Source organism: Rhizobium sp. FY34 (genome assembly GCF_005222845.1).
Lineage (GTDB): Bacteria > Pseudomonadota > Alphaproteobacteria > Rhizobiales > Rhizobiaceae > Neorhizobium.
In genome coordinates this window covers 79,015-101,440 of record NZ_STFZ01000007.1, presented here as the reverse complement: position 1 = coordinate 101,440, position 22,426 = coordinate 79,015, and the positions used below count along the sequence as shown (strand labels likewise).

The 22,426-nt window shown below is 59.7% G+C and carries 22 protein-coding genes; 14 read left to right on the top strand and 8 right to left on the bottom strand.

Annotation, left to right across the window (positions count from 1 at the left end; genetic code table 11):
• Positions 1-7 precede the first annotated feature (7 nt).
• Positions 8-718 (top strand): YoaK family protein, encoded by a 711-nt coding sequence (locus tag E8M77_RS05255; RefSeq protein ID WP_137129576.1) that lies wholly within the window; start codon positions 8-10, stop codon positions 716-718.
• A 4-nt stretch (positions 719-722) separates the two neighbouring features.
• Positions 723-1,505, top strand: a complete 783-nt coding sequence (locus E8M77_RS05250) for a YdcF family protein (protein WP_137129575.1) — start codon at positions 723-725, stop codon at positions 1,503-1,505.
• 19 nt (positions 1,506-1,524) lie between these two features.
• On the opposite strand, the gene E8M77_RS05245 is transcribed toward E8M77_RS05250, so the two are convergent.
• On the bottom strand, positions 1,525-1,998 hold the full coding sequence (locus tag E8M77_RS05245; protein ID WP_170975753.1) for a hypothetical protein: 474 nt from the start codon (positions 1,996-1,998) through the stop codon (positions 1,525-1,527).
• 135 nt (positions 1,999-2,133) lie between these two features.
• Between E8M77_RS05245 and E8M77_RS05240 the strand changes: the two genes are divergently transcribed.
• On the top strand, positions 2,134-2,793 hold the full coding sequence (locus E8M77_RS05240; RefSeq protein ID WP_137129574.1) for a trimeric intracellular cation channel family protein: 660 nt from the start codon (positions 2,134-2,136) through the stop codon (positions 2,791-2,793).
• Between the two features lie 3 nt (positions 2,794-2,796).
• On the opposite strand, the gene irrA is transcribed toward E8M77_RS05240, so the two are convergent.
• Positions 2,797-3,213 (bottom strand): iron response transcriptional regulator IrrA, encoded by a 417-nt coding sequence (gene irrA / locus E8M77_RS05235; RefSeq protein WP_137129573.1) that lies wholly within the window; start codon positions 3,211-3,213, stop codon positions 2,797-2,799.
• Between the two features lie 287 nt (positions 3,214-3,500).
• Here irrA and fabA point away from each other — a divergent pair, with 287 nt between their 5' ends.
• From fabA to fabI, 3 genes are all read left to right on the top strand, one after another.
• Positions 3,501-4,016, top strand: a complete 516-nt coding sequence (gene fabA / locus E8M77_RS05230) for a 3-hydroxyacyl-[acyl-carrier-protein] dehydratase FabA (protein WP_137129572.1) — start codon at positions 3,501-3,503, stop codon at positions 4,014-4,016.
• Positions 4,017-4,081: 65 nt separating this feature from the next.
• Positions 4,082-5,305, top strand: a complete 1,224-nt coding sequence (gene fabB / locus E8M77_RS05225; RefSeq protein WP_137129571.1) for a beta-ketoacyl-ACP synthase I — start codon at positions 4,082-4,084, stop codon at positions 5,303-5,305.
• A gap of 4 nt (positions 5,306-5,309) precedes the next feature.
• Positions 5,310-6,116 carry an enoyl-ACP reductase FabI gene (fabI, locus tag E8M77_RS05220; protein ID WP_137129570.1) on the top strand — a complete coding sequence of 269 codons (807 nt, stop codon included), beginning with the start codon at positions 5,310-5,312 and terminating at the stop codon, positions 6,114-6,116.
• Positions 6,117-6,203: 87 nt separating this feature from the next.
• Here fabI and E8M77_RS05215 read toward each other — a convergent pair whose 3' ends face one another.
• The 3 genes from E8M77_RS05215 to rpsO form a co-directional block, all read right to left on the bottom strand.
• Positions 6,204-7,220: a class I SAM-dependent methyltransferase gene (locus tag E8M77_RS05215; RefSeq protein WP_137129569.1), complete on the bottom strand. Its 1,017-nt coding sequence runs from the start codon at positions 7,218-7,220 to the stop codon at positions 6,204-6,206.
• A gap of 77 nt (positions 7,221-7,297) precedes the next feature.
• A complete protein-coding gene (pnp, locus tag E8M77_RS05210) occupies positions 7,298-9,433 on the bottom strand; it encodes a polyribonucleotide nucleotidyltransferase (protein WP_137129568.1) in 2,136 nt (711 codons plus the stop codon).
• 373 nt (positions 9,434-9,806) lie between these two features.
• Positions 9,807-10,076: a 30S ribosomal protein S15 gene (gene rpsO / locus E8M77_RS05205; protein WP_137129567.1), complete on the bottom strand. Its 270-nt coding sequence runs from the start codon at positions 10,074-10,076 to the stop codon at positions 9,807-9,809.
• Positions 10,077-10,299: 223 nt separating this feature from the next.
• Here rpsO and E8M77_RS05200 point away from each other — a divergent pair, with 223 nt between their 5' ends.
• The gene (locus E8M77_RS05200) at positions 10,300-11,472 is read left to right on the top strand and encodes a serine hydrolase (RefSeq protein WP_170975752.1); all 1,173 of its coding nucleotides are present in this window, start codon (positions 10,300-10,302) and stop codon (positions 11,470-11,472) included.
• 41 nt (positions 11,473-11,513) lie between these two features.
• Here the strand turns inward: E8M77_RS05200 and truB are convergent, their stop codons facing one another.
• Both truB and rbfA read right to left on the bottom strand, forming a co-directional pair.
• Positions 11,514-12,443, bottom strand: a complete 930-nt coding sequence (gene truB / locus E8M77_RS05195) for a tRNA pseudouridine(55) synthase TruB (protein ID WP_137129565.1) — start codon at positions 12,441-12,443, stop codon at positions 11,514-11,516.
• Positions 12,444-12,449: 6 nt separating this feature from the next.
• Positions 12,450-12,863: a 30S ribosome-binding factor RbfA gene (rbfA, locus tag E8M77_RS05190; protein ID WP_137129564.1), complete on the bottom strand. Its 414-nt coding sequence runs from the start codon at positions 12,861-12,863 to the stop codon at positions 12,450-12,452.
• A 439-nt stretch (positions 12,864-13,302) separates the two neighbouring features.
• Here rbfA and E8M77_RS05185 point away from each other — a divergent pair, with 439 nt between their 5' ends.
• Both E8M77_RS05185 and E8M77_RS05180 read left to right on the top strand, forming a co-directional pair.
• The gene (locus E8M77_RS05185; protein ID WP_137129563.1) at positions 13,303-14,394 is read left to right on the top strand and encodes a DUF475 domain-containing protein; all 1,092 of its coding nucleotides are present in this window, start codon (positions 13,303-13,305) and stop codon (positions 14,392-14,394) included.
• A 212-nt stretch (positions 14,395-14,606) separates the two neighbouring features.
• Positions 14,607-15,362, top strand: coding sequence for a siderophore-interacting protein (locus E8M77_RS05180; RefSeq protein ID WP_137129562.1), 756 nt, complete (start codon positions 14,607-14,609; stop codon positions 15,360-15,362).
• 20 nt (positions 15,363-15,382) lie between these two features.
• Here E8M77_RS05180 and E8M77_RS05175 read toward each other — a convergent pair whose 3' ends face one another.
• The gene (locus E8M77_RS05175) at positions 15,383-17,119 is read right to left on the bottom strand and encodes a hypothetical protein (protein ID WP_137129561.1); all 1,737 of its coding nucleotides are present in this window, start codon (positions 17,117-17,119) and stop codon (positions 15,383-15,385) included.
• 312 nt (positions 17,120-17,431) lie between these two features.
• On the opposite strand from E8M77_RS05175, the gene E8M77_RS05170 reads away from it, so the two are divergent.
• From E8M77_RS05170 to E8M77_RS05150, 5 genes are read left to right on the top strand one after another with little or no spacing between them, the layout of a single operon-like run.
• On the top strand, positions 17,432-17,761 hold the full coding sequence (locus E8M77_RS05170) for an STAS domain-containing protein (RefSeq protein WP_170975751.1): 330 nt from the start codon (positions 17,432-17,434) through the stop codon (positions 17,759-17,761).
• The gene (locus E8M77_RS05165) at positions 17,758-18,126 is read left to right on the top strand and encodes a response regulator (RefSeq protein ID WP_137129559.1); all 369 of its coding nucleotides are present in this window, start codon (positions 17,758-17,760) and stop codon (positions 18,124-18,126) included. The genes E8M77_RS05170 and E8M77_RS05165 overlap by 4 nt, the downstream gene beginning before the upstream one ends.
• Positions 18,123-20,135 (top strand): chemotaxis protein CheA, encoded by a 2,013-nt coding sequence (locus tag E8M77_RS05160; RefSeq protein ID WP_137129558.1) that lies wholly within the window; start codon positions 18,123-18,125, stop codon positions 20,133-20,135. Before E8M77_RS05165 ends, E8M77_RS05160 begins: the two co-directional genes overlap by 4 nt.
• Complete coding sequence (locus tag E8M77_RS05155; protein ID WP_137129557.1) at positions 20,132-20,647, top strand: chemotaxis protein CheW; 516 nt, start codon at positions 20,132-20,134, stop codon at positions 20,645-20,647. The genes E8M77_RS05160 and E8M77_RS05155 overlap by 4 nt, the downstream gene beginning before the upstream one ends.
• 22 nt (positions 20,648-20,669) lie before the next feature.
• Positions 20,670-22,361 (top strand): methyl-accepting chemotaxis protein, encoded by a 1,692-nt coding sequence (locus E8M77_RS05150; protein WP_137129556.1) that lies wholly within the window; start codon positions 20,670-20,672, stop codon positions 22,359-22,361.
• Positions 22,362-22,426 lie beyond the last annotated feature (65 nt).

Sequence of the window (22,426 nt, the reverse complement as noted above, 5' to 3'; positions counted from 1 at the left end):
TTAAACCATGACACGCGACAGACGACGCAGGATGATTCGCATCCAGCGCACCGGCACCGGCATTGCGCTGGTGTCGTCCATTTCCTTTATCGCCGGCATGACCGATGCCATCGGCCTTCGACTGTCCGGTGATTTCGTCTCCTTCATGACCGGCAATACCACGCGGGCCGCCATCGCCCTGTCGGATGGCGATGTTCATCATGGTCTGGTGCTGCTGGCGGCCATCCTGGTATTCGTCATTGGCAATACGCTGGGTATTCTCCTTGCCCATGTGGTGGCACGGCGCATTTTTGGCGTGCTGGCCGGGGTTTCGCTTCTGCTGGCAACCGCCTCCATGCTGCAGGATCCGGCCCTGCATCTCATCCGTTTCTACATGGTGGTGCTGGCCATGGGCATGGTGAATGCCACCGTCGAGCATATCGAAGGCCTGCCGATCGGCCTCACCTATGTGACGGGTGCCCTGTCGCGGCTCGGTCGCGGCATCGGCCGCTATCTGCTTGGCGAGCGGCGTTTCGACTGGAGCATCCAGCTGGTGCCCTGGCTCGGCATGATCAGCGGTGCGATATCCGGCGCCCTTCTGGGGATTGCCCTGCCCAAGGACGCGCTGTTCGTTGCTGCCTTTCTGACGATGACCGTCGCATTATCGACGCTCTTCCTGCGCAGAACGCTGCACAAGCGCTTCAACCAGCGCCCCACGCCCTCTCCTACCCGCAAGTGAGCCGATGTTTTACCTTTCCAAGATCTTCTGGCTGCTGGTCCAGCCACTTTCGCTTGCCTTCTTCTTCGCCCTTGTCGGCAGTCTGCTTGCTTTTGCCGGCTATCGCCGCCTGAGCGGGTTGTCCGGGGCGCTTGGCGCCCTGCTGCTGTTTGTCACCCTCTACACCACGACCGGCAATGTGCTACTTCAGGCGCTGGAAGAGCGGGTGCCACGGCCGGCGCAGGAGCCGCAGTCAGTCTCCTGCATGGTCGTTCTGGGCGGGGCGGTGGAAAACGACGTGATGAGCACACGCGGCGGCATAGAACTCAATGCAGCAGCCGACCGCTATACCGAGACCTTGCGTCTGGCGCTTGCCCATCCACAGGCAAAGATCCTGATTTCCGGCGGCGACGGCTCCTTCAGCGGCCGCTATGAGGGAGAAGCCGGTGCATCGGATCGATTCTTTTCGGTGCTGGGCGTCTCGTCCGACAGGCTGATCAAGGAAAACACCTCTCGCAACACGTTCGAGAATACGCTGAACACGCGCGAACTTCTCGCGCAGCAGGGGCTCAGCGACTGCCTGCTGATTACGTCCGCCTTCCACATGCCGCGCTCGCTGGCGCTGTTTAACAAGGCCGGACTTTCGGTCACGCCCTGGCCAGTGGACTACCGGACGCAAGGCAATGTGACGCTCGGCCTCGACCTCACCCAGCCGTCGCTCAATGCGCAGAACATGTCCACGGCCGTGCGAGAATGGCTGGGTCTCCTGGGCTATTACGCCGCCGGGCGCATCGACTGGCCGTTTTGAAGCGCGACGCCGTTCTGATCTATTTTTTCGAGACCGTTACCATGCGCGCACCGCGCACCCGCACCGTCATCTCGCAAAGGCGGTCATCGGTGCGCTCGCAGTATTTCGGCGCCATCTTGAACACGAAGACCATATTGCCGAAGCGCTTGATGAAATCGTACCCGTGGATCTGGGCTGTGGCGATCATGAAATAGCCACCCTCCTTCACCTGCAGATAGAAGTTATAGGGGCAACCTTCATCGGTGCAGCCGACACCCTTCTTGGTGCCGCAGGTGATCTCGCCATGATTGGCAATGGCATCGATAATGCCATCATTGTTGATGTCCATCCGGGTGATGAAGCCCTCGCCGAAGGACGCATTCTGGCATTCCTTGCGGAAATGATCCTTTTCGTAGATCTCCGGGTCGCTCAGCAATTCCTGCTGCGCCAAAGCCATGACCGGGAAAAGCATGATCGCAATGACCTGCGCGATCGTGATGAAAATCTTTCGCACGATGTTTTCCTATCTATTCGCCTGTAGACACCAATCGCCTGTAGACAAAAGGCAGCGCCAATGGCCGCCAGCAAATTCCTTGGCTATGCTCTAGGATAGAGCACTTGCGCGACGCTGGTGCCGTGAGGGATGCACATGTCTTTGCTGACAATGCTGGATTATGCGGGCGTGGCACTGTTTGCCGCAACCGGAGCCCTGGCCGCATCGCGCAAACAGCTCGATCTTATTGGTTTTTTGTTCTTTGCTGCCGCAACCGGCGTGGGCGGCGGCACGCTGCGGGATCTCACTCTCGGTCAGGTACCGGTCTTCTGGGTCAAGGATCCGACCTATCTCATCATCTGCGCAGCCGTTGGCATTGCCGTATTCCTGACGGCGCATCGGATCGAGTGGCGCTATCACCTGCTCGTCTGGCTCGATGCGGTGGGTCTTTCGGCCTATAGCGTGATGGGAGCCGCCAAGGGTCTGGCGATCACCGGCTCGCCGACAATTGCCATCGTGACCGGCACCATGACGGCAACATTTGGCGGCATTTTGCGCGACCTGATTGCCAATGAGCCTTCGATATTGTTGCGCCCGGAAATCTATGTCACGGCGGCGCTGGCCGGAGCGAGCGCCTATACGGCGGCGCAACTCCTGGGTCTGCCGCCGGCTGCAAGCTCCGCTGCCGGCATTTTCATCGCCTTTGCCCTGCGCGGTGGCGCACTGCGCTACGACTGGACACTGCCACGCTATCGTGCGCGGCCAGGACGGCCAGCGGACGAAGCATTGCGCAAGCGTAGGAGCAAAAAGCGCTGAGTTTCAGGATTTCTTTTCGCGCAGGCGAATGATCACATCGACATGGGCGATTTCCATGCCTTCCGGCGGCTCCGGAAGATTCTCGATCTGCAGATTGCTGACCGGAATATCGAGAACCTCGTTACGGCCCTCGACAAAGAAGTGATGATGGTCCGACACATTCGTGTCGAAATAGGTCTTTGCGCTCTCGACAGCGAGAACGCGAATCATGCCGGCTTCGGTGAACTGATGGAGCGTGTTGTAGACGGTTGCCAAAGACACCGGGACGCCGGCGGTCGTCGCCTCTTCATGCAGTTCCTCGACCGTCAGATGCCGATCTCCCTTGGCAAACAGCAGGTCGGCCAAGGCCACACGCTGACGTGTCGGGCGAAGCCCGCAGCAGCGAAGTCTGGTTTCCACATCCGTAACGGCTTCAACCATTGTTGAGGCGAGCTCCTGCCAAGCCAGTATTGTCGAGTTTTCGATATAACTTTTGCGGGGCCAGCTTTCAATAGGTTGCAGCCCACCTGTGCGCCGCCACGGATGGAAATCGGAAAAATTGAACCGCAAGCCTCTGGTTTGACCGGCCAGCTTCCTATATGCCGACCTAACTTAACTCGGAACCGGCGCGCCGTCATCACAGGAAGCCGTTTCCGCGCGCTTCAATTTCAGGCGGTCTTGCTTTACATAGCGCAGGAACCGATGACGAGGGGGAACGGACAGGCCTCATGGACAGCAGACAATCCAGTTTCAGCTACGACGAAATACTTACCTGCGCGCACGGCAAGATGTTCGGGCCGGGCAATGCGCAGCTGCCTCTGCCGCCCATGCTGATGTTCCATCGCATCACGGAGATTTCCGAAACCGGCGGCCCGAACGACAAGGGCTTCATCCGGGCGGAATTCGACATCACGCCGGACCTCTGGTTCTTCCCATGCCATTTCGAGGGCGATCCGGTCATGCCGGGCTGCCTCGGCCTGGATGCGATGTGGCAGCTGACCGGCTTTTATCTCGGCTGGCTGGGTGAACCCGGCAAGGGCCGCGCCATTTCCACGGGTGAAGTCAAGTTCACCGGCATGGTGACGCCGAAGACAAAGCTCGTCGAATACGGCATCGATTTCAAGCGCGTCATGCGCGGTCGCCTTGTGCTGGGCATTGCCGATGGCTGGATGAAGGCCGATGGCGAAGTCATTTACCGCGCCAGCGATCTGCGCGTCGGTCTGTTTCAGGAAAAGGCCGCCTGACGGCCGGCGGCCGGGCCTGTAAGGGTCCGGCCCCTACCTCCCCACGATTTGAAAAGGTCCATCCAATGCGACGGGTAGTTGTCTCAGGCCTTGGTGTCGTTTCTTCCATCGGCAATGATGCCGCAGAAGTCACCGCCTCTTTGCGGGATGCCAAGTCCGGCATCTCCTTCTCCAGCGATTTTGCCGAGCATGGCTTCAAGTGCCAGGTCTGGGGCAAGCCCAATCTCGATCCGACAGATCTCGTCGATCGCCGCGCCATGCGCTTCCTCAGCCAGGGCGGCGCGTGGAACCATGTGGCGATGAAGCAGGCGATTGCCGATGCGGGCCTTGAGGAAAGCGATTATGCGCAAAACGAGCGCGTTGGCATCATCATGGGTTCGGGCGGCCCCTCCACCCGCACATTGATTGAAGCAGCCGAGATCACCATCAAGAACAACAGCCCGAAGCGAATCGGCCCGTTTGCCGTGCCGAAGGCCATGTCATCCACGGCATCCGCCACGCTTGCCACCTGGTTCAAGATCCACGGCGTCAACTATTCCATCTCTTCGGCCTGCTCGACCTCTGCCCATTGCATCGGCAATGCGGTGGAGATGATCCAGTGGGGCAAGCAGGACATGATGTTTGCCGGCGGCCACGAAGACCTCGACTGGACCATGTCGAACCTGTTCGACGCCATGGGTGCCATGTCTTCCAAGTATAACGAGACCCCGGCTTCGGCCTCGCGCGCTTACGATGTGAGCCGTGACGGCTTCGTGATTGCCGGGGGTGCCGGCGTTCTGGTTCTGGAAGAACTGGAACATGCTAAGGCTCGCGGCGCAAAGATCTATGCGGAAGTGGTTGGCTACGGCGCCACCTCGGATGGCTATGACATGGTGGCACCCTCTGGCGAAGGCGCCGTGCGCTGCATGCGCCAGGCGCTGGCAACGGTCGATGGCTCTGTCGATTACATCAACACACATGGCACCTCGACACCGGTTGGCGATTCCAAGGAAATCGGCGCCATCCGCGAAGTCTTCGGCGACAGGATCCCGCATGTCCAGTCGACCAAGTCGCTGACCGGCCATTCGCTGGGGGCGGCTGGCGTACAGGAATCGATCTATTCGATCCTGATGATGCAGGCCGGCTTTATCGGCGAAAGCGCGCATATTCAGGAACTTGATCCGGAATTTGATGGCGTGCCGATCGTTCGTGCCCGCATCGACAATGCCAAGATCGATATTGCCCTTTCCAATTCCTTTGGGTTCGGCGGCACTAACGCCACGCTCGTATTCCAGCGCTATAACGGATAAGCCCATGAGCGGACTAATGCAGGGTAAACGCGGACTCATCATGGGCGTCGCGAACAATCACTCGATTGCCTGGGGCATTTCTCAGGCGCTGGCAGCGCAGGGTGCGGAACTTGCCTTCACCTATCAGGGCGAAGCGCTGGGCCGACGGGTCAAGCCCCTGGCTGCCGAAGTCGGCTCCGATTTCGTCCTGGCCTGCGATGTCGAGGATCTCGCCTCCGTGGATGCGACCTTTGCGGCGATCAAGGAGCGTTGGGGCCGGCTTGATTTCGTTGTGCATGCGATTGGCTTTTCGGACAAGAACGAACTGAAGGGCCTCTACGCCGATACCAGCCGCGACAACTTCAGCCGCACCATGGTGATTTCCTGCTTCTCGTTTACCGAGATCGCCAAGCGCGCCGCCGAACTGATGGGTGACGATGGTGCCATGCTGACACTCACCTATGGCGGCTCCATGCGGGTGATCCCGAATTACAATGTGATGGGCGTCGCCAAGGCGGCTCTGGAATCCTCCGTGCGCTACCTGGCGGCCGATTATGGTCCCAAGGGCATTCGCGTCAACGCAATCTCCGCCGGCCCGGTGCGCACGCTTGCGGGGGCCGGAATTTCGGATGCACGCGCCATCTATTCCTGGAACCAGCAGAATGCGCCGCTGCGCCGCACGGCAACCATCGAGGATATCGGTGGCTCGGCGCTTTACCTTCTGTCGGACCTGTCGCGTGGCGTGACCGGTGAAATCCACTATGTGGATGCCGGTTACAATATCACCTCGCTGCCGGCTCTCGACCGGCTGCGCAACGCCGACACGGAATAGGCGCCTTCAAACTGCATACACAAAAGAGCCCCGGATCGATGATCCGGGGCTCTTTTCGTTGGTTCTCACTCGGGATGGGGAGAGCCTCTATTTCTTCGCCTGCAGCACCTTGAAGCGGGCATTGCGGCACACTTCGCCGCTTTCCTTGAATTCGGCGGCCAGAACCGGCTCATAAGGAAGGCCGCGATTGGCCACCATCAGCAGGCGTCCGCCGATTCTGAGCGCGCCTGATGCTGCCTTGATGAAGGCCTGGCCAATGCCCGGATCTGCCGCATGTCCCTCGTGGAAGGGCGGGTTCATGACGACGAGGTCGTATTTTTCCTTGACCGGCTCACCCGTCAGGTCCTGCCAGAAGAAGCGTGTGGGAAGCTCCGGGCAGTTGAGTGCCAGGTTCTTCTTGGCATAGTCCAGCGCCCGGTAATCGGCCTCGAAAAGGTCGATGCGGTTCACACGCGGCGAGGCTTCTGCCAGCATGACCGATAGATAGCCCCAACCGGCACCGAGATCGGCGGCATTGCCGTCGAAATCCTTCGGCAGACGGCTGGCGAGCAGTTCCGAACCCGGATCGACATGGTCATGCGAGAAGGTGCCGGGCACGGTCTGGAAGCGTGCGTCGATGATCTGCGCCGGGCGAGTTAGCTTGGCGATGGCCGCTGCGGCATCGGTCGGGCGGGTGAACCAGAGGACGACGCCATGGTATTTCGGCAGATGCTCGACGGCAAAGCCCAGGTGGAGCAATTGCTTGCGCAGCGGCTGGATGCCGTCTTCCTTGGAGCCGGCAATGACGATCAGGCCGCCTTGGCGCACACGCGCCAGCGCCTCTGCCGTATTCTGCTCGTTTTCCCCCCTGTGCTTGCCGCACAGGATCAGCGCGCTGTCATAGTCTTCGCCTTCCGGTTCCGGCACAACATGGGCACCAGCACCCGAGAGCGGGCGAAACAGGCCGCGCTGCGGCTGCACATTGGTAATGTCAGCGGCAAAGCCCTCCGGCAGGCGCGGACCGCTTTCAGCCGACAGGAAAAGAGTGCGGGTGCCTTCGCCCGGTAGCGGCAGTGTGCCCGTGGCAAAAGGGTGGAACAGCGTCTTGATGGCGTCGCGGATCATGGAGAATTCCGATCTCGAATAGGAAAAGGGCGCGGAAAATTCCCGCGCCCCAAGGATGCTAGAAAAGAAGCAGAGGCTTACTCGGCGGCTTCGCCGCCTTCGACCTTCTTGACTTCCTGGCCGGTCGCCTGATCGACGACCTTCATGGACAGGCGAACCTTGCCACGCTCATCAAAGCCCATCAGCTTGACCCAGACCTTGTCGCCTTCCTTGACGACATCGGTCGTCTTGGCAACGCGGTCGGACGCCAGCTGCGAGATATGCACGAGACCATCGCGAGCGCCGAAGAAGTTGACGAAAGCGCCGAAATCGGCGGTCTTCACAACGGTGCCTTCGTAGATGGCGCCGATTTCCGGCTCAGCCACGATCGAGTGGATCCACTTACGGGCCGCTTCGATTTCCTTGCCCGAAGCAGAGGCGATCTTCACGGTGCCATCGTCTTCGATATTGATCTTGGCGCCGGTCTTTTCAACGATTTCGCGGATGACCTTGCCGCCCGAACCGATGACTTCACGGATCTTGTCGACCGGGATGTTCATCACTTCGATGCGCGGTGCAAATTCGCCAAGCTGGCCACGGCTCTCGGAGAGAGCATTGCCCATTTCGCCGAGAATGTGCTTACGGCCGCCCTGAGCCTGGGCAAGCGCGACCTTCATGATCTCTTCGGTGATACCGGCGATCTTGATGTCCATCTGCAGCGAGGTGATGCCGTCAGCCGTGCCGGCAACCTTGAAGTCCATGTCGCCGAGGTGATCTTCGTCGCCGAGGATGTCGGAGAGAACCGCAAAGCGCTCGCCTTCGAGGATGAGGCCCATGGCGATACCAGCCACAGGCTTTGCCAGCGGAACGCCGGCATCCATCAGGGCAAGCGAGGTGCCGCAAACGGTTGCCATCGAGGAAGAGCCGTTCGACTCGGTGATCTCGGAGACGACGCGCAGCGTGTAGGGGAACTGCTCAGGCGACGGCAGCATCGGGCGGATGGCGCGCCAGGCAAGCTTGCCATGGCCGATTTCGCGGCGGCCTGGGGAGCCCATGCGGCCCGTTTCACCGACCGAGTAGGGCGGGAAGTTGTAATGCAGCAGGAAGCGTTCCTTGTACATGCCCGTCAGGCTGTCCACGTACTGCTCGTCTTCGCCGGTGCCGAGCGTGGCGACAACGATCGCCTGCGTTTCGCCGCGGGTGAAGAGGGCCGAACCATGGGTGCGCGGCAGGATGCCGACTTCCGATACGATGGCGCGAACCGTTTCGAGATCACGACCGTCGATGCGGCTCTTGGTGTCGAGAATGTTCCAGCGAACGATCTTGGCCTGCAGGTGCTTGAAGACGGCGCCGATCACTTCAGCGGTGTACTTCGGCTCTGCACCTTCCGGGAAGAAATGCGCCTTGACCTTGGCCTTGACGGCGTCAACGGCTGCGTAGCGTTCCGCCTTCTGCGTGTTCTTGTAGGCAGTGCGCAGTTCGGCTTCGAAATGCGAGAGCATTTCGGCTTCGAGAGCGGAATGATCTTCCGGCTCAAATTCGCGCGGTTCCTTGGCAGCCACTTCCGCAAGCTTGATGATCGCGTCGATGACCGGCTGGAAACCACGGTGGCCGAACATGACGGCGCCGAGCATGACGTCTTCGTTCAGTTCCTTGGCTTCCGATTCCACCATCAGGACGGCGTCCTGCGTGCCGGCAACCACGAGGTCGAGAACCGATTCGTCCATCTCGTCGAGATGCGGGTTCAGAACGTATTCGCCGTTGATGTAACCAACGCGCGCACCACCGACCGGGCCCATGAAGGGAACGCCCGACAGCGTCAGCGCTGCGGAAGCGGCAACCATCGACAGGACGTCCGGATCATTTTCCAGGTCGTGCTGGATGACTGTGACGACAACCTGCGTGTCGTTCTTGTAGCCTTCCGGGAAGAGCGGGCGGATCGGACGGTCGATCAGGCGGGAAACCAGTGTTTCCTTTTCCGAAGGACGGCCTTCGCGCTTGAAATAGCCACCCGGAATCTTGCCGGCGGCATAGGTCTTTTCCTGGTAGTTTACGGTCAATGGGAAGAAGTCCTGGCCCGGCTTCGGCGACTTGGCCGAAACGACGGTGGCGAGCACGACGGTTTCGCCATAGGTGGCAAGAACGGCGCCATCCGCCTGGCGGGCAATCTTGCCGGTTTCCAGCTTCAGCGGGCGGCCTGCCCACTCGATTTCGACGGTATGTGTATTGAACATGCTGTGTCCTTCGTAGCGCGGCAACGCGGCATCGACTTCCTCCTCGGAAGCCGGAAATGGCGGCGGCCTGCGCAATGTGACAAGATCACGGGCAAGACAACGGGAGGCTTTCGGCAGCAAAAGCGGTCACCCGCTTTCTATCCTCAAGGTGACCCGCACAGGCGGTGTCTCTTGAAACCTGCGTGCCGGCCAATCACGGTCGGCGAAAGCATCCGGCAATCCTGCCCCATGACAGGTCATCGGTTTCATTCGGCAGGTCCGGCCCATCCGGCCCGCCATCATCAGCGCCACCCTTTGCGGCGGCAGGTGCCGGGCAACAAAGGCCCGGAACGACAACCGGCGAACGATCACAACGACCGTCCGCCGGAATGTTTTAGCGGCGTACGCCCAGGCTCGTGATGAGCTTGGTGTAACGGGCTTCGTCCTTCTTCTTCAGGTAATCGAGAAGCGAACGGCGGCTCGAAACCATCTTGAGGAGACCACGACGCGAGTGGTTGTCCTTCTTGTGGCCCTTGAAGTGATCGGTGAGGTTGTTGATTCGCTCGGTCAGGACAGCAACCTGGACTTCCGGAGAACCGGTATCGCCTTCGCTGGTTGCATATTCCTTAATGAGGGCAGCCTTACGCTCTGCAGTGATCGACATCGGACAATCCTTTCGATGTGAGGATGAATAGGTCGCCAAAAGGCCGGGATGTCGTCCAGCCTTGGCCATGAAAGCGAGAGCGCGACAAAGCGCATCTCCAGCTGGCGGTGCCTATAAACTATTCGGGCCGCCTTGGGAAGAGGCACGTTCACCTGGTGCGTCCGGCCTGATAGGAACAATCCTCAGTTGTAGCAACGCGCGCGCTATCGGAAAGGTACAAGCCATGGCCAGATCTCTGCGAAACATGATTGCCCTGTCACTCTGCTGTTTGTTGCAAGCAGCCTTTCCCCTGACGCAGGCCGAGGCGAGCGAGAGCGAAATTGCGCAACTCGAGCTCCTCTTCGCCCAACCCGACAATCCGGAGGAACTGTTTGCGGATGAATTTCTCTCGGTTATACCCGAGGTCCTGGCAGACTTTCAGCATGATTTCGGTTCCGTCGAGGAAATCAATGAGAAAGTGGGCCACTACGTTATAGACACGAAGACGCATCAGATCCCGGTCACGATCAAGCTGGACAGACACGGGCGTATCGAAGGCCTTCTACTTCTCCAGGCGCAGCGGCGCACGAAATCGATGGCAGAGACCCTGGCCGCGCTGACACAGCAAAATGGCGATGTTTCCTATATTGTGCTGATTGGCACAGATACGGCATTTGCAAGGGCTGCAGACAAACCTCTCGCAGTCGCATCGAGCTTCAAGCTTGGCATATTGAAAGTTCTCAGCGACGATATCCAGGCAGGCATACGACGCTGGGACGACGTAGCATTGCTGACTGAAGCAAATCGGTCGCTACCTTCGGGTCGCCTGCAACTTTACCCGGCAGAGTCACCCTTCACTCTGCACAGTCTTTCCGCCGCCATGATCTCGGAAAGTGACAACACGGCAACCGACATTCTGATCCGGGTACTGGGCCGGCAGAGGATCGCCGCGTCCCTTTCGCTCACAGACCTCCTGACGACACGAGAATTCTTTCAATTGAAGGCCGATCCGATGCTGGCTGCGCAATACTCATCGGGCTCCGAAGAGGCCTATCAGGCTGTGCGGCAGATACTGGGCAGGCGTGATATTCCACCGATTGAAGCCGCATCCGGCCGCCACCTGGAAGGCGTTGAATGGTATGTTTCCGCGGAGCGTCTTTGCGCACTCGCGCAGGAGACTTCAACCGCGGATATTTTCGTCATCAATGCCGGCCCAGTTGCAGCAGATGGATGGGAACGGGTCGCATACAAAGGCGGCAACGAGCATGGTATCCTCAACCTGACAGCAGCGCTCGTGCACAAGAGCGGACGAAAGGCTTGCGTCAGCGTGACGATTAACCACGCCGAGCTGATCAACGAAACAGAGGTGGTTGCGCTGTTTGCCCGCCTAACTGAGCAGATGTCTAAGTTGCCCTGAAGCAGGGCCCGGCGGATGCAAGACATCCATCGGGTTTCATCTTAGCCGAACACGCGCTTGGGCCGGAACTCGCCTTCACCGATTTCACCAATGGCAATCAGCTTGCCATTGGCGAGTGCCACGGCTTCCGGTTCCGCCACCGGCGCATCGCGACCGCGCAGGATGATCGGATTGCCCATGCGCAGACGGTGCGCCTGATCATCCGTGATGCGGATCTGCGGCAGGGCAGAGAGCGCCTCACCGGTATCAACAAGGAAGGCATCGAGTGCGGCAAGCCGCTCGTCGCGGTCCTCGATCTGTTCGAGCGCAATCAGCTCGGCCAGCGGCACCATCATGTCTTCGCCGAAGGGCGCGACATAGGAACGACGCAGGCCCGAGATGTGGGCGTAGCAGCCGAGATCCCGACCGAAATCGCGCGCCAGCGAACGCACATAGGTGCCTTTGCCGCATTCGACTTCGAAGAAAGCGCGGTCCGTCTCGACCTTCAGCAAGGTCAGGCGGAAAATCTCCACTTCGCGGGCCGGGATATCCACCACCTCGCCATCGCGGGCCAGATCATAGGCCCGCTCGCCGGCGATCTTGATGGCGGAAAACTGCGGCGGGATCTGGCTGATGCGGCCGGTATAGGCCGGCAGGATGGCACGGATCTCTTCTTCGTTTGGACGATTGTCCGAGGCGTTCGTGACCTCGCCTTCAAGATCGTCGGTGGTGCGTTCCTCGCCCCAGCTGACGGTGAATTCGTAGATCTTGCGACCGTCCATGACGTAAGGCACAGTCTTGGTCGCATCACCGAGCGCAATCGGCAGCATGCCGGAGGCCAGCGGATCGAGCGTGCCTGCATGGCCGGCCTTCTGCGCATTGAACAGCCATTTGATCTTGCCAACGGCTTCGGTCGAACCGAAATCCACCGGCTTGTCGAGAATCAGCCAGCCGGAAATCGGCCGACCCTTGGGTTTGCGGGGTTTGGACATATTGCTCTATTCTTGTTCGTCGTCGCCGGCATCGGTGGAAAGGTCTCGAGCGACCTCGGGCGAGCGCAGCAGCGCATCGATCTTCTTGTAATTGTCGAAGCTCGTATCATCGCGGAAGCGCACTTCCGGCATGTATTTCATCTGGCGAAGCTGGCCGCCAATACGCCCGCGGATGAACTTGGCGTGGCGGTTGAGCGCCTCGATGACCTTTTCATGATCGGAAACACCCAGCGGCGTCACATAGGCCGTGGCCAGCTTCAGATCGGTCGACATGCGCACTTCGGAGACGGAAATCACCGTCTTTTCAATCAGATCGTCGCGCACTTCACCGCGCTGGAGGACCTGGGTAATGGCTGCGCGGACCTGTTCGCCAACACGCAGCATCCGCTGCGACGGGGCGGAAGTCGTAGGTTTGCTCATTTTTGTTTTTCTTTCCTTCGGGCCTTTTCATGGCGCGCATCATAGCAGAAACGCGTTGAAATGGCGCGGGCAGGCGCGTTCCATGCCTTGCCATGCAAAAAAGGTCAAGGCGAAGGCGCAATGCCTGCATCACGCAGTTAACGCTGGCGGGCGACCCCAAAGCCCCACAACTTCCCATTTCATCCCTTGACGTTTGAGAAGAATTGATCACTTTTAAGCCATCTCCTCGAGCAAGACACGCTCCTCGAGGACGGAACTATGGTGCCGGGCCCCTCTGGCGAGAGTTTTACGGCGCTCTCGCGATGTCGGTACCGCCTGCAAGCAAGCCGGCGGATTGAAAAACCATGAAATCTGTCAACATCCGAATTCCGGATGCCGCTTACCGCGTGCATCCTTTTACCGCTTCTCCGCAGTCTGCACTGGCCGGTGAGGTGCGCGCATGAGCGAGCCCTCTTCGCAAAGTTCAACGCTCGGCTATTTCCGCTGGGCCTTCATCGTCACCGTGGTCGGTCTCATCCTGGGCGGCATCCTGGGCTGGCAATCGACGGGAACGATTGGCGGCATGCTGACGATCTTCTTTATCTGCGCAGTCCTGGCAGTGCTGGAAATCTCGCTGTCCTTCGACAATGCCATCGTCAATGCCAACAAGCTGAAGGACATGACACCTGTCTGGCAGCAGCGCTTCCTCACCTGGGGCATACTGATTGCCGTCTTCGGCATGCGTATCGTCTTCCCGCTGCTGATCGTCGTGATTGCCGCCGGCATCGGCCCGATCGATGCCATCATCCTGGCTGCCTCGCAGCCGGAAGAATATGCCCGCATCATGAACGACGCCCATCTGCCGATCGCAGCATTTGGCGGCACGTTCCTGATGATGGTCGGCCTCACCTTCTTCTTCAACCATGAAAAGGACGTACACTGGATCGCAGTGCTGGAAAGCCGCATTGCGCGCTTTTCTTCGATCAAGGGCATAGAGATCGCCTTTGTTCTCCTGCTGATCATGTTGTTTTCGCAGCTTTTGCCGGAAGCGGAAGCCTCGGTCTTTGTGCATTCGGCGGTCTATGGTCTGTTGACCTTCCTGCTCGTCGAAGTTCTGGGCGGCGTTCTGGATGCCTCGCAGCGCACCATGAGCGAAGCAGCCAAGGGCGGCCTCGGCGCCTTCATCTATCTCGAAGTGCTGGATGCCAGTTTCTCCTTCGACGGCGTGATCGGGGCTTTTGCCCTGACGCAGAACCTCTTCATCATCGCCATCGGCCTTGGCATCGGCGCCATGTATGTGCGCTCTATGACCATCATGCTGGTGGAAAAGGGCACGCTTGCCGAATATCGCTACCTGGAACACGGCGCTTTCTATGCCATCCTGGTTCTGTCGATCATCATGTATGTGCAGACGCTCTACCACATTCCGGAAGTGATCACGGGTCTCGGCGGCGCCGGTCTCATCGGTCTGTCGCTCTGGTCTTCCATCCGTCACAACCGGAAGGAACGCGCAGAGGAAGAGCATGGCGTGCTGAACAGCAGCCAGGTTTGAAACAGACTTCAATACGACAATGGCAGGCCCTTCGGGGCCTGTTCTTTGAGCGGTAGGCTGCGAATACAAAGCCGACATGGCACGCGGCCTAACCTTGCGTACCACAAAACATGACTTTTCAAAGAAGGAATAAAGCGCTATTGGCATGAAAAGCCAAGGGCCCTGCTTAGCCCGTTTTGCCGCATCGGCTCTCGTTGAAAGGAAATTTTGCCATGGATCTTCCAACTTCGCCTGCCGAAGCACCCCGCCAGCGCCCTCAATTGCCGTCCTGGACACTCAGCGTCGTTGACGCCTTCGATGTGACGCCCACCATGCGCCGTGTGCTGCTGACCACGGATCATATCGCGGACTTCAGCTACAAGCCCGGTCAGGACATCGTCTTCCTGCTACCCCTTGAAACCGGCGAACTGGGCCGTCGCCACTACACGATCCGCCATCTCGATCGCGCAACCGGCACCATTGCCGTCGATTTCGTCATGCATGGCGATACGCTCGGCCCGCGCTTTGCCCGCAATGCAAAGCCCGGCGATACGGTCGAGGTCAGGGGCCCGCGCGGTCGCGTGCTCTTCCAGCCAGAGGCCGACTGGCACCTTTTGACCGGTGACGAGACCTGCATTCCAGCAATCCTGCACATTGTTGAAACCATGCCGGCGCAGGCGCGTGCCTTTGTCTTCATCGAGGTTCAGGACGAAAGCTGGCAGCAGCCCTTTGAGACCTCGGCACAGGCCACTGTCGAGTGGATCCATCGCGGCGCGATTCCGGCCGGCCCGAGCAGCGTGATGCTTGACCGCCTGTCGGCCTTTGCCCTGCCGGACGGACGCGGCCAGGCGCTGATCATCGGAGAGACGAGCAATGTGCGTGCCCAGCGTCACCACCTGATCACGCGCGGATTTGGTCGCGACCAGATCGCGTCCGAAGGCTACTGGCGCCCCGGCCGCGATGGCGGGCACGACCACGTGGACGACTGAAAAAAGACGTCTCTTGCCGGTCAGAACAGGGCGGCATCCAGATCATCATCGGATAGAACCGTGGTCAGCGGCGCTTCTTCCGGTGCTGGCGTTCCGAGCAACTGGGCATGCACTTCGCGCTCGGACGCCATCGTATAGGTACGGTTGATGCGCGGGCCAATAATGGCGATGGCATTTTCCAGCCCGTCGAGATCCAAGCTTTCAGACGGATCAAGCGCGATATCCTCGGCGCAACGACGCAGAACATCACCCAGATCGGCCTGGAAATCGAGCTTTGCAAGCGCGGCGTTCATCTGCTCGATGCCCTTCTTGCCCTCGCCGGCCATGCGCTCCAGATCCGTTTCCATTGCCTCGCCGACGGCATGAATCCGCTCCAGTGCCCGCGCCAGGCGTTCGTCGAGGCAGTCGTCCTCGTCGATCTCGCCCGATTGCTCCAGCAACTGCTGCGCGGCACCTTCGAGAACGCGCAGTTCCACGAGAATCTTTTCGGCGGCATCATCAAGATGTCCGGCAAAGATGCGCAATTCGGCGGTCACGACATTGATCGCCTTACCCTCCTCGCCGATCTTGCCACAGCGCAGGTTGGTATTGAGTGCCATGTAATGAATGTCGCCGCGCACGATCTGCACAAGCCCGATGCCATCGAGAAGAGCCTTAACGGTGGCGAGCGTGCGCTCGGTCATGTCGCTCGATGCCTTGGCGACGGCCTCGATCTCATGCACGGCAGCGCGAGCGTCGGAGACGCCCTTCTCCAGACCGCCAAGCGCCATGGCCGATTGCTCGTCCTCCTCACCGGCCATAGCGCGCTGGATCTGGGCGATCTGCAGGAGTTCGGACCGAAAACTGGCGATCGTATCGACAATCTTTGCGGTATCACGGTCGAAATCCTGGCGTGACTGGGCAAGCTGGGCCGAAACGAGGTAGCGTATAATGGCGGACAGGCGCTGGCGCTGGTCAGCCGACAGGTCCCGCGCCTCATCGCTCTCCAGATAATCCGAGAGAATTGCAAAGCTCGACTGGCAATGCTCGACCCGCTGACGGGTGATATCGCCGATCTGCATGGCAGACAGGGTAGAGGCGAGCTTGGTCTGGATACCACGGGCAATCGCCTTGACCTGATCGGCCCGGTCGGACAGCAGTTCGTGCTGCTTGCAGATCTGTTCGACGCCACCATTCAGGCTGGAGACGAGCGCCGGGACGGTCTGGCTGTAGCGCGCCAGAATGGCATCGCCCTTGGACAGAACAGGGCCGAGACCGCCACCAAGCTCGGCAAGCTTGTCGGAGAAGCTGTTGACCTGCTGGCTTCCTTCATGAATGCGCTGCAGGATTTCCTCGGCAAATCCGGCGAAATCGGCAATGCCCGCACCGGTGATCTTGGCCGTGACCGCAAAGGTGCGCAGGTAGCGCAACGTTTCCTGCATGCTGGCGACGTGCGGACGCAGCAGACGCTGCGAATCGGCAATCTCACGGAAGCGTTCCTGGCGCACGGCTTCGTTGGCGGTCAGGCTGGACAGGGTGGACACCGTGGTCGATAGCTCACCCATCGTCGCCTTGGCGGTTTCCTCGTCCAGCGAGCCCGTCAGAGCATCGATCGAGCCGATCATCTTGTTGAGAATATCAAGGATGGACAAAAGCACACCGCCGCCATCCAGAAAACGCTGCTCGATACGCGAACGCGCCTCTTCGAGACGCTCGGCATAGGCGTGGCGCTGACCAGGAAAGGCTTCATCCTGGGCGGTCTTTGCGATCAAAGCCACGAATCGTCCTCCAATTTCCAAATCTCCCACCGATCAGGGAAAAGCGCACCAAAATGAGACACGAAAGGTTTTTCCGAAGGTAACCTTCAGATGGCAGGCTGTAATCAGTCTGTTGTGAACCATCGACCTTAATGAGTGGCAAATAAAACAGTTCAATCATGGTCTGTGGTTAATTATTATTCAACCGAACCTAGAACAATCCGACACCATTCCTTCCAAGCGAGAAATAGTTACCCAGTTTTAGCGAGTTGTTAAACATGCGCCTTCACATTCGTCGAGCAATCCACACCCGGCGGATCCAGAGGAATGTCCATGGCTTTTGTTGATCCAGACTCACTTTCAGTAAAGTTCGATGGTCATTTGACCCTGCGGACCGTCAGTGCCAACCACGCAACACTGTTGCAGGCCCTGTCGAAGAACAAGTCCGTATCCGTAGACTTTGATGACGATGTCCAGATCGACCTCAGCTTCCTGCAACTGATGGAATCCGCCCGTATCTACGCCAACACGGCCGGCCGCACCATTTCTATAGCCAAGCCTGCCTCGGGCCAGCTCCACGATCTTCTCGATCGCAGCGGCTTCCTGCAGACGATGTCACCGAAAGATGCACGGTTTTGGCTGCACAAAGGAGACAACCAATGACCGCCAGCATCCTGACCGTTGATGATTCCGCCAGTATTCGCCTGACGACCCGCGTGGCCTTGTCCAATGCCGGCTACACCATCACCGAGGCTGTTGATGGCCTGGATGGTATCGCCAAGCTGAAGGCAGGCCAGTTCGACCTGATCGTCACCGATCTCAACATGCCCCGGATGGACGGTCTGACGATGATCCGCGAGCTGCGGAAAATGCCTGCGCATATGGGCGTTCCGGTCATCTTCCTCACCACCGAATCAGACAACGAACTGAAGAGCCAAGCCAAGGCGGCGGGAGCCACGGGCTGGCTGACGAAACCGTTTGATCCCGAAAGCCTCGTGAAGATCGCAAAGAAGGTGCTTGGCAGATGAGCTTTCCGGACCCCATCACCGTCTTTAGGACGGAGGCTGCGGAACTCCTCGAGCAGGTGGAGTCCGGCCTGCTCGATCTCAACGTCAACCTTGGTGACAAGGAACAGGTTGACGCCGTTTTTCGCGGACTGCACACATTGAAGGGCTCCGGAGCCATGTTTGGCTTCGAAGCCCTTGCTGCATTTACGCACCATTGCGAAACCGCCTTCGATCAGGTGCGCAAGGGCATTGTGCCAGCAACCCATGATCTGGTCACTGCCGTTCTGGGTGCGACCGATCACATGCGGGCACTGATCGAGGTTCCGGGCGGCGATCATGATGCGGTGAGCGAAATGCTGCTGGCACGGCTGAGAACCGCCGTGGCCGCAGCCGGCGACCCCGCTGCACAGGTTGCAAGCCAGGCACCAGCCAAGCCGCAAGGCACGACTTACCGGCTGACCTTCAGCCTGCCGATGAATGCAATGGCCAACGGCAACAATCCGCTCGGCCTCATCGATGAGTTGCGCGATCTTGGCGAATGCACCGTCAGCGCCGACCGATCCACCATTCCGGCACTGGACGATCTCAACCCGACGGACCTCTATCTCTCCTGGACCGTGGATCTGACCACCGACAAGGGACGCTCGGCTATCGACGACGTTTTCATCTTCGTCATGGACGAGATGCAGCTGACAGTGGAGGTAATGGGCGAGACGCCGGCGTCGGCACAGCCAGTCCATGTTGCATCCGCGGTCCCTGCCCCGCCAGCCGTCCCGTCCAGTCCTGCGCCAGCGCCCGAGGCCACAGCTGTCGCCCGTGCCGCTCCCCCGGCTGCCGATCCCAAGCAGGCAAAATCGAGCGAGAACGTGCGCGTTCCTGCCGAGCGCCTGGACGAGTTGATGGATCGCGTCGGCGAGCTTGTCATTGCGCAGTCGCGTCTCAGCCAGCTGGCCGGCGTCAGCGGCGACCTGATGCTGCGCGCCGTCTCGGAAGACGTGGAACGCCTGTCCGGCGAGCTGCGCGATACGATGATGGTTCTGCGCATGGTGCCGGTGGCCCAGCTTTTTGGCCGTTTCCGCCGTCTCGTGCATGACCTGGCCATTGAAACAGGCAAGACGATCGAACTGGTGACGGAAGGCGAGAGCACCGAAGTCGATAAGAGCGTCATCGAACGACTTGCAGATCCGCTGGTGCATCTGGTGCGCAATTCCTGCGACCATGGCCTGGAAACCGGCGAAGAACGCCGCGCTGCCGGCAAGCCGGCCGCCGGCAAGATCCTTCTTTCCGCCCGCCAGCAGGCCGGCGAAGTGATCATTACCATCAAGGACGACGGACGCGGCATCAACCGCGACCGGGTTCGCGCCAAGGCGGAAGCTTCCGGCCTCATCGCGCCCAATGCCGTGCTGAGCGAGCAGGAACTGCTGCAACTGATCTTTCAACCGGGCTTTTCCACGGCCCAGCAGGTCACAAACTTGTCCGGCCGAGGCGTCGGCATGGATGTGGTCAAGCGCACCATCGATGCGCTGCGCGGCACGATCAATGTTGTGTCCAAAACCGGCGAAGGCTCGGAAATCTCGCTCGCCATTCCGCTGACGCTTGCCATCATCGATGGTCTGCTGGTGCGCATCGGCAGCGGGCGCTACGTCATCCCGCTCTCGGCCGTCGAGGAATGCCTTGAGCTTTCCATCGATGACGACATGCGCTCGCGCGGCCGCAGCTTCATCTCACTGCGCGACAGCCTCGTGCCCTTCATCCGCCTGCGCGAGCTGTTCCGCACGGGCACCACGCCGGATCCGTTCCAGAAGGTCGTCGTCATCTCGACCGGCGCAGAGCGGGTCGGCCTGGTCGTCGATCAGATCATTGGTGACCATCAGACGGTCATCAAGGGCATGTCGAAATTGCATCACGACGTGGCGACCTTCTCGGGCGCCACCATTCTGGGCGACGGCGGTGTCGCGCTCATTCTCGACGTCGCGCATCTGGTCGCGGCAGGTCAGCAACAGGAGGCGCAGTTGCGCGCGGCAGGATGAGCGAAGCGGTCCGCAAGATACCCAATCAATTGTGGGAGGGACGCGAGGAACTTGAGGTTCTGACCTTCGACATCGCCGGCGAAATGTTCGCGCTGGAGGCGGTGAAGGTTCAGGAAATCCTCGACCTCCTGCCCGAAACGCCGGTGCCGGGCGCCAAGCCCTTCGTTGGCAGCGTCATCAATTTTCGCGGCAAGGTCATTCCGCTGGCAGACATTCGCCTGGCCTTTGGCATGGAAGCGACCACGACGACAATCGACAGCCGCATCATCGTGATCGAACTCGACGTCGAAGGCGAACGGACACTGACCGGCCTTCGCACCGACAAGGTAAACGAGGTGACCACACTTCTGAGAATCGCCAGCGAACCGCCGCCCAGCGTCGGCATGCGCTGGAGACCGGACTTCATCGAGTGCCTCGTTCGGCGGGACGGGGAATTCATCATCATACCGAATCTACAAGCGATTTTCTCGGCACAGAATGAGCGGACTCCCGCTCATCCGTTGCAGTCTTAAAGGCAACATGAGGGGGTAAACCATGCGTGCTACGATCAAACTGAAACTATCCGCAGCCTTTGGCTTCGTTATTGTCATGCTTGTGGCGGTCGCAACGCTCGGCATCATGAGCCTTGGCGACCTCAATTCAACACTGGAAAATGTGGTGGAAGGACCTGCGGCCCGCCTCAAGCTGGCCCAGGACATGAGCGGCGCGCAGTTGCAGCAGCTTCGCTACCAGAAGAACATGCTGCTGACCGATAACCAGGCCGAGATCCAGTCCTATGCAGCCCGGATCGACAGCTATCGCGGGGAATTCGACAGGGCATTTGATGCCGTCCTGTTGAAGGCAACGGAACAGGGCAAGGTCATATGGAACAAGCTGCATGAGCTGGAGATTGTTTATCGCAAGCAGGATGATCAGATCCGCGCCTTGATGGTGGCCGGTAATCAGCCCGCCGCCTACCAGATTTCAATCACGGAAAACCGTGCGACGGTGACCGAGATCGACAAACTGCTGGATGATATTGTTGCACTGGAAACCACGCGCCTTGCTGAAGCAAAGACAACCGCTGGCGCCGACTACCTGCAGACCCGCACGATCATGCTGTCGGTTGCAGCCGTGGCAATCGTGATTGCCTTGATTGCAGCTCTCTGGATCGCCCTGTCCATTAACCGGGGATTGCGCAATGCCGTTACGGCTGTGCAGAGCGTTGCCGATGGCGACCTCAGCTCGCTTGCAACGATCAACACCCGCGACGAGATCGGCGACCTTCTGGGCTTTGTGAACACCATGATCGAGCGCCTGCGCGGTGTCGTCGGCGATGCGCTGTCTGCCTCCGACAACGTGTCCACCGGAAGCCAGGAACTGTCGTCGAGTTCGGAACAGCTCTCCCAGGGCGCAACCGAACAGGCATCGGCTGCCGAAGAGGCATCGGCCTCGATGGAACAGATGGCCGCCAATATCAAACAGAATGCCGACAACGCTGCCCAGACCGAAAAGATCGCCCGCCAGTCCTCGCGCGATGCGGAGACATCCGGCCAGGCGGTGAACCGCGCTGTCGGCGCCATGCGCACGATTGCCGAAAAGATCTCCATCGTCCAGGAAATCGCCCGCCAGACCGATCTTCTCGCCCTCAATGCCGCGGTGGAAGCCGCGCGTGCCGGGGAACATGGCAAGGGCTTTGCTGTAGTTGCTTCGGAAGTGCGCAAGCTTGCCGAACGCAGTCAGGCGGCAGCGGCCGAAATCTCAGCTCTGTCGAGCGATACCGTGCAGGTGGCGACGGATGCCGGCGACATGCTGAGCCGTCTGGTGCCGGATATCCAGAAGACCGCCGAGCTGATCTCGGAAATCTCGGCGGCCTGCCGCGAGCAGGATGTCGGCGCTTCCCAGATCAACGAAGCAATCCAGCAGCTTGACCGCGTTACGCAGCAGAATGCCAGCGCATCGGAACAGATGTCGGCGACATCCGAAGAACTGGCAGCCCAGGCTGAAGAACTTCAGGCCTCCATCTCCTTCTTCCGGATCGAGAATGGCAACCGCCATCGTCCCGCGCCGGTGAAGTCCACACCGCCGGTTTCGAAACAGAATCCACCGGCAAAGCAGAACCGCGCTCCGTCTCGCCAGGCAGACCATTCTGTCAGCGGCCAGCAGGCACGCGCCAAGGGTTTCGCCCTCAATCTGTCCATGGGCGGACCGGATGACGATGATTCAGCATTTAGACAGAGCGCGTAAGCGCTCTGTCCACCATATTCACGCAAATTCCGTTCTGGGGGGATCGGATCAACTAGAACCGCTCA

Coding starts and splice junctions, on each gene's coding strand:
- E8M77_RS05155 (WP_137129557.1), top strand. CDS start 20,132: ATGAGCGAAGCGGTCCGCAAGATACCCAATCAATTGTGGGAGGGACGC.
- fabB (WP_137129571.1), top strand. CDS start 4,082: ATGCGACGGGTAGTTGTCTCAGGCCTTGGTGTCGTTTCTTCCATCGGC.
- E8M77_RS05250 (WP_137129575.1), top strand. CDS start 723: ATGTTTTACCTTTCCAAGATCTTCTGGCTGCTGGTCCAGCCACTTTCG.
- fabA (WP_137129572.1), top strand. CDS start 3,501: ATGGACAGCAGACAATCCAGTTTCAGCTACGACGAAATACTTACCTGC.
- rbfA (WP_137129564.1), bottom strand. CDS start 12,863: ATGAGCAAACCTACGACTTCCGCCCCGTCGCAGCGGATGCTGCGTGTT.
- E8M77_RS05170 (WP_170975751.1), top strand. CDS start 17,432: ATGGCTTTTGTTGATCCAGACTCACTTTCAGTAAAGTTCGATGGTCAT.
- E8M77_RS05215 (WP_137129569.1), bottom strand. CDS start 7,220: ATGATCCGCGACGCCATCAAGACGCTGTTCCACCCTTTTGCCACGGGC.
- E8M77_RS05165 (WP_137129559.1), top strand. CDS start 17,758: ATGACCGCCAGCATCCTGACCGTTGATGATTCCGCCAGTATTCGCCTG.
- E8M77_RS05160 (WP_137129558.1), top strand. CDS start 18,123: ATGAGCTTTCCGGACCCCATCACCGTCTTTAGGACGGAGGCTGCGGAA.
- E8M77_RS05255 (WP_137129576.1), top strand. CDS start 8: ATGACACGCGACAGACGACGCAGGATGATTCGCATCCAGCGCACCGGC.
- rpsO (WP_137129567.1), bottom strand. CDS start 10,076: ATGTCGATCACTGCAGAGCGTAAGGCTGCCCTCATTAAGGAATATGCA.
- E8M77_RS05150 (WP_137129556.1), top strand. CDS start 20,670: ATGCGTGCTACGATCAAACTGAAACTATCCGCAGCCTTTGGCTTCGTT.
- pnp (WP_137129568.1), bottom strand. CDS start 9,433: ATGTTCAATACACATACCGTCGAAATCGAGTGGGCAGGCCGCCCGCTG.
- E8M77_RS05200 (WP_170975752.1), top strand. CDS start 10,300: ATGGCCAGATCTCTGCGAAACATGATTGCCCTGTCACTCTGCTGTTTG.
- fabI (WP_137129570.1), top strand. CDS start 5,310: ATGAGCGGACTAATGCAGGGTAAACGCGGACTCATCATGGGCGTCGCG.
- E8M77_RS05185 (WP_137129563.1), top strand. CDS start 13,303: ATGAGCGAGCCCTCTTCGCAAAGTTCAACGCTCGGCTATTTCCGCTGG.
- E8M77_RS05180 (WP_137129562.1), top strand. CDS start 14,607: ATGGATCTTCCAACTTCGCCTGCCGAAGCACCCCGCCAGCGCCCTCAA.
- irrA (WP_137129573.1), bottom strand. CDS start 3,213: ATGGTTGAAGCCGTTACGGATGTGGAAACCAGACTTCGCTGCTGCGGG.
- E8M77_RS05240 (WP_137129574.1), top strand. CDS start 2,134: ATGTCTTTGCTGACAATGCTGGATTATGCGGGCGTGGCACTGTTTGCC.
- truB (WP_137129565.1), bottom strand. CDS start 12,443: ATGTCCAAACCCCGCAAACCCAAGGGTCGGCCGATTTCCGGCTGGCTG.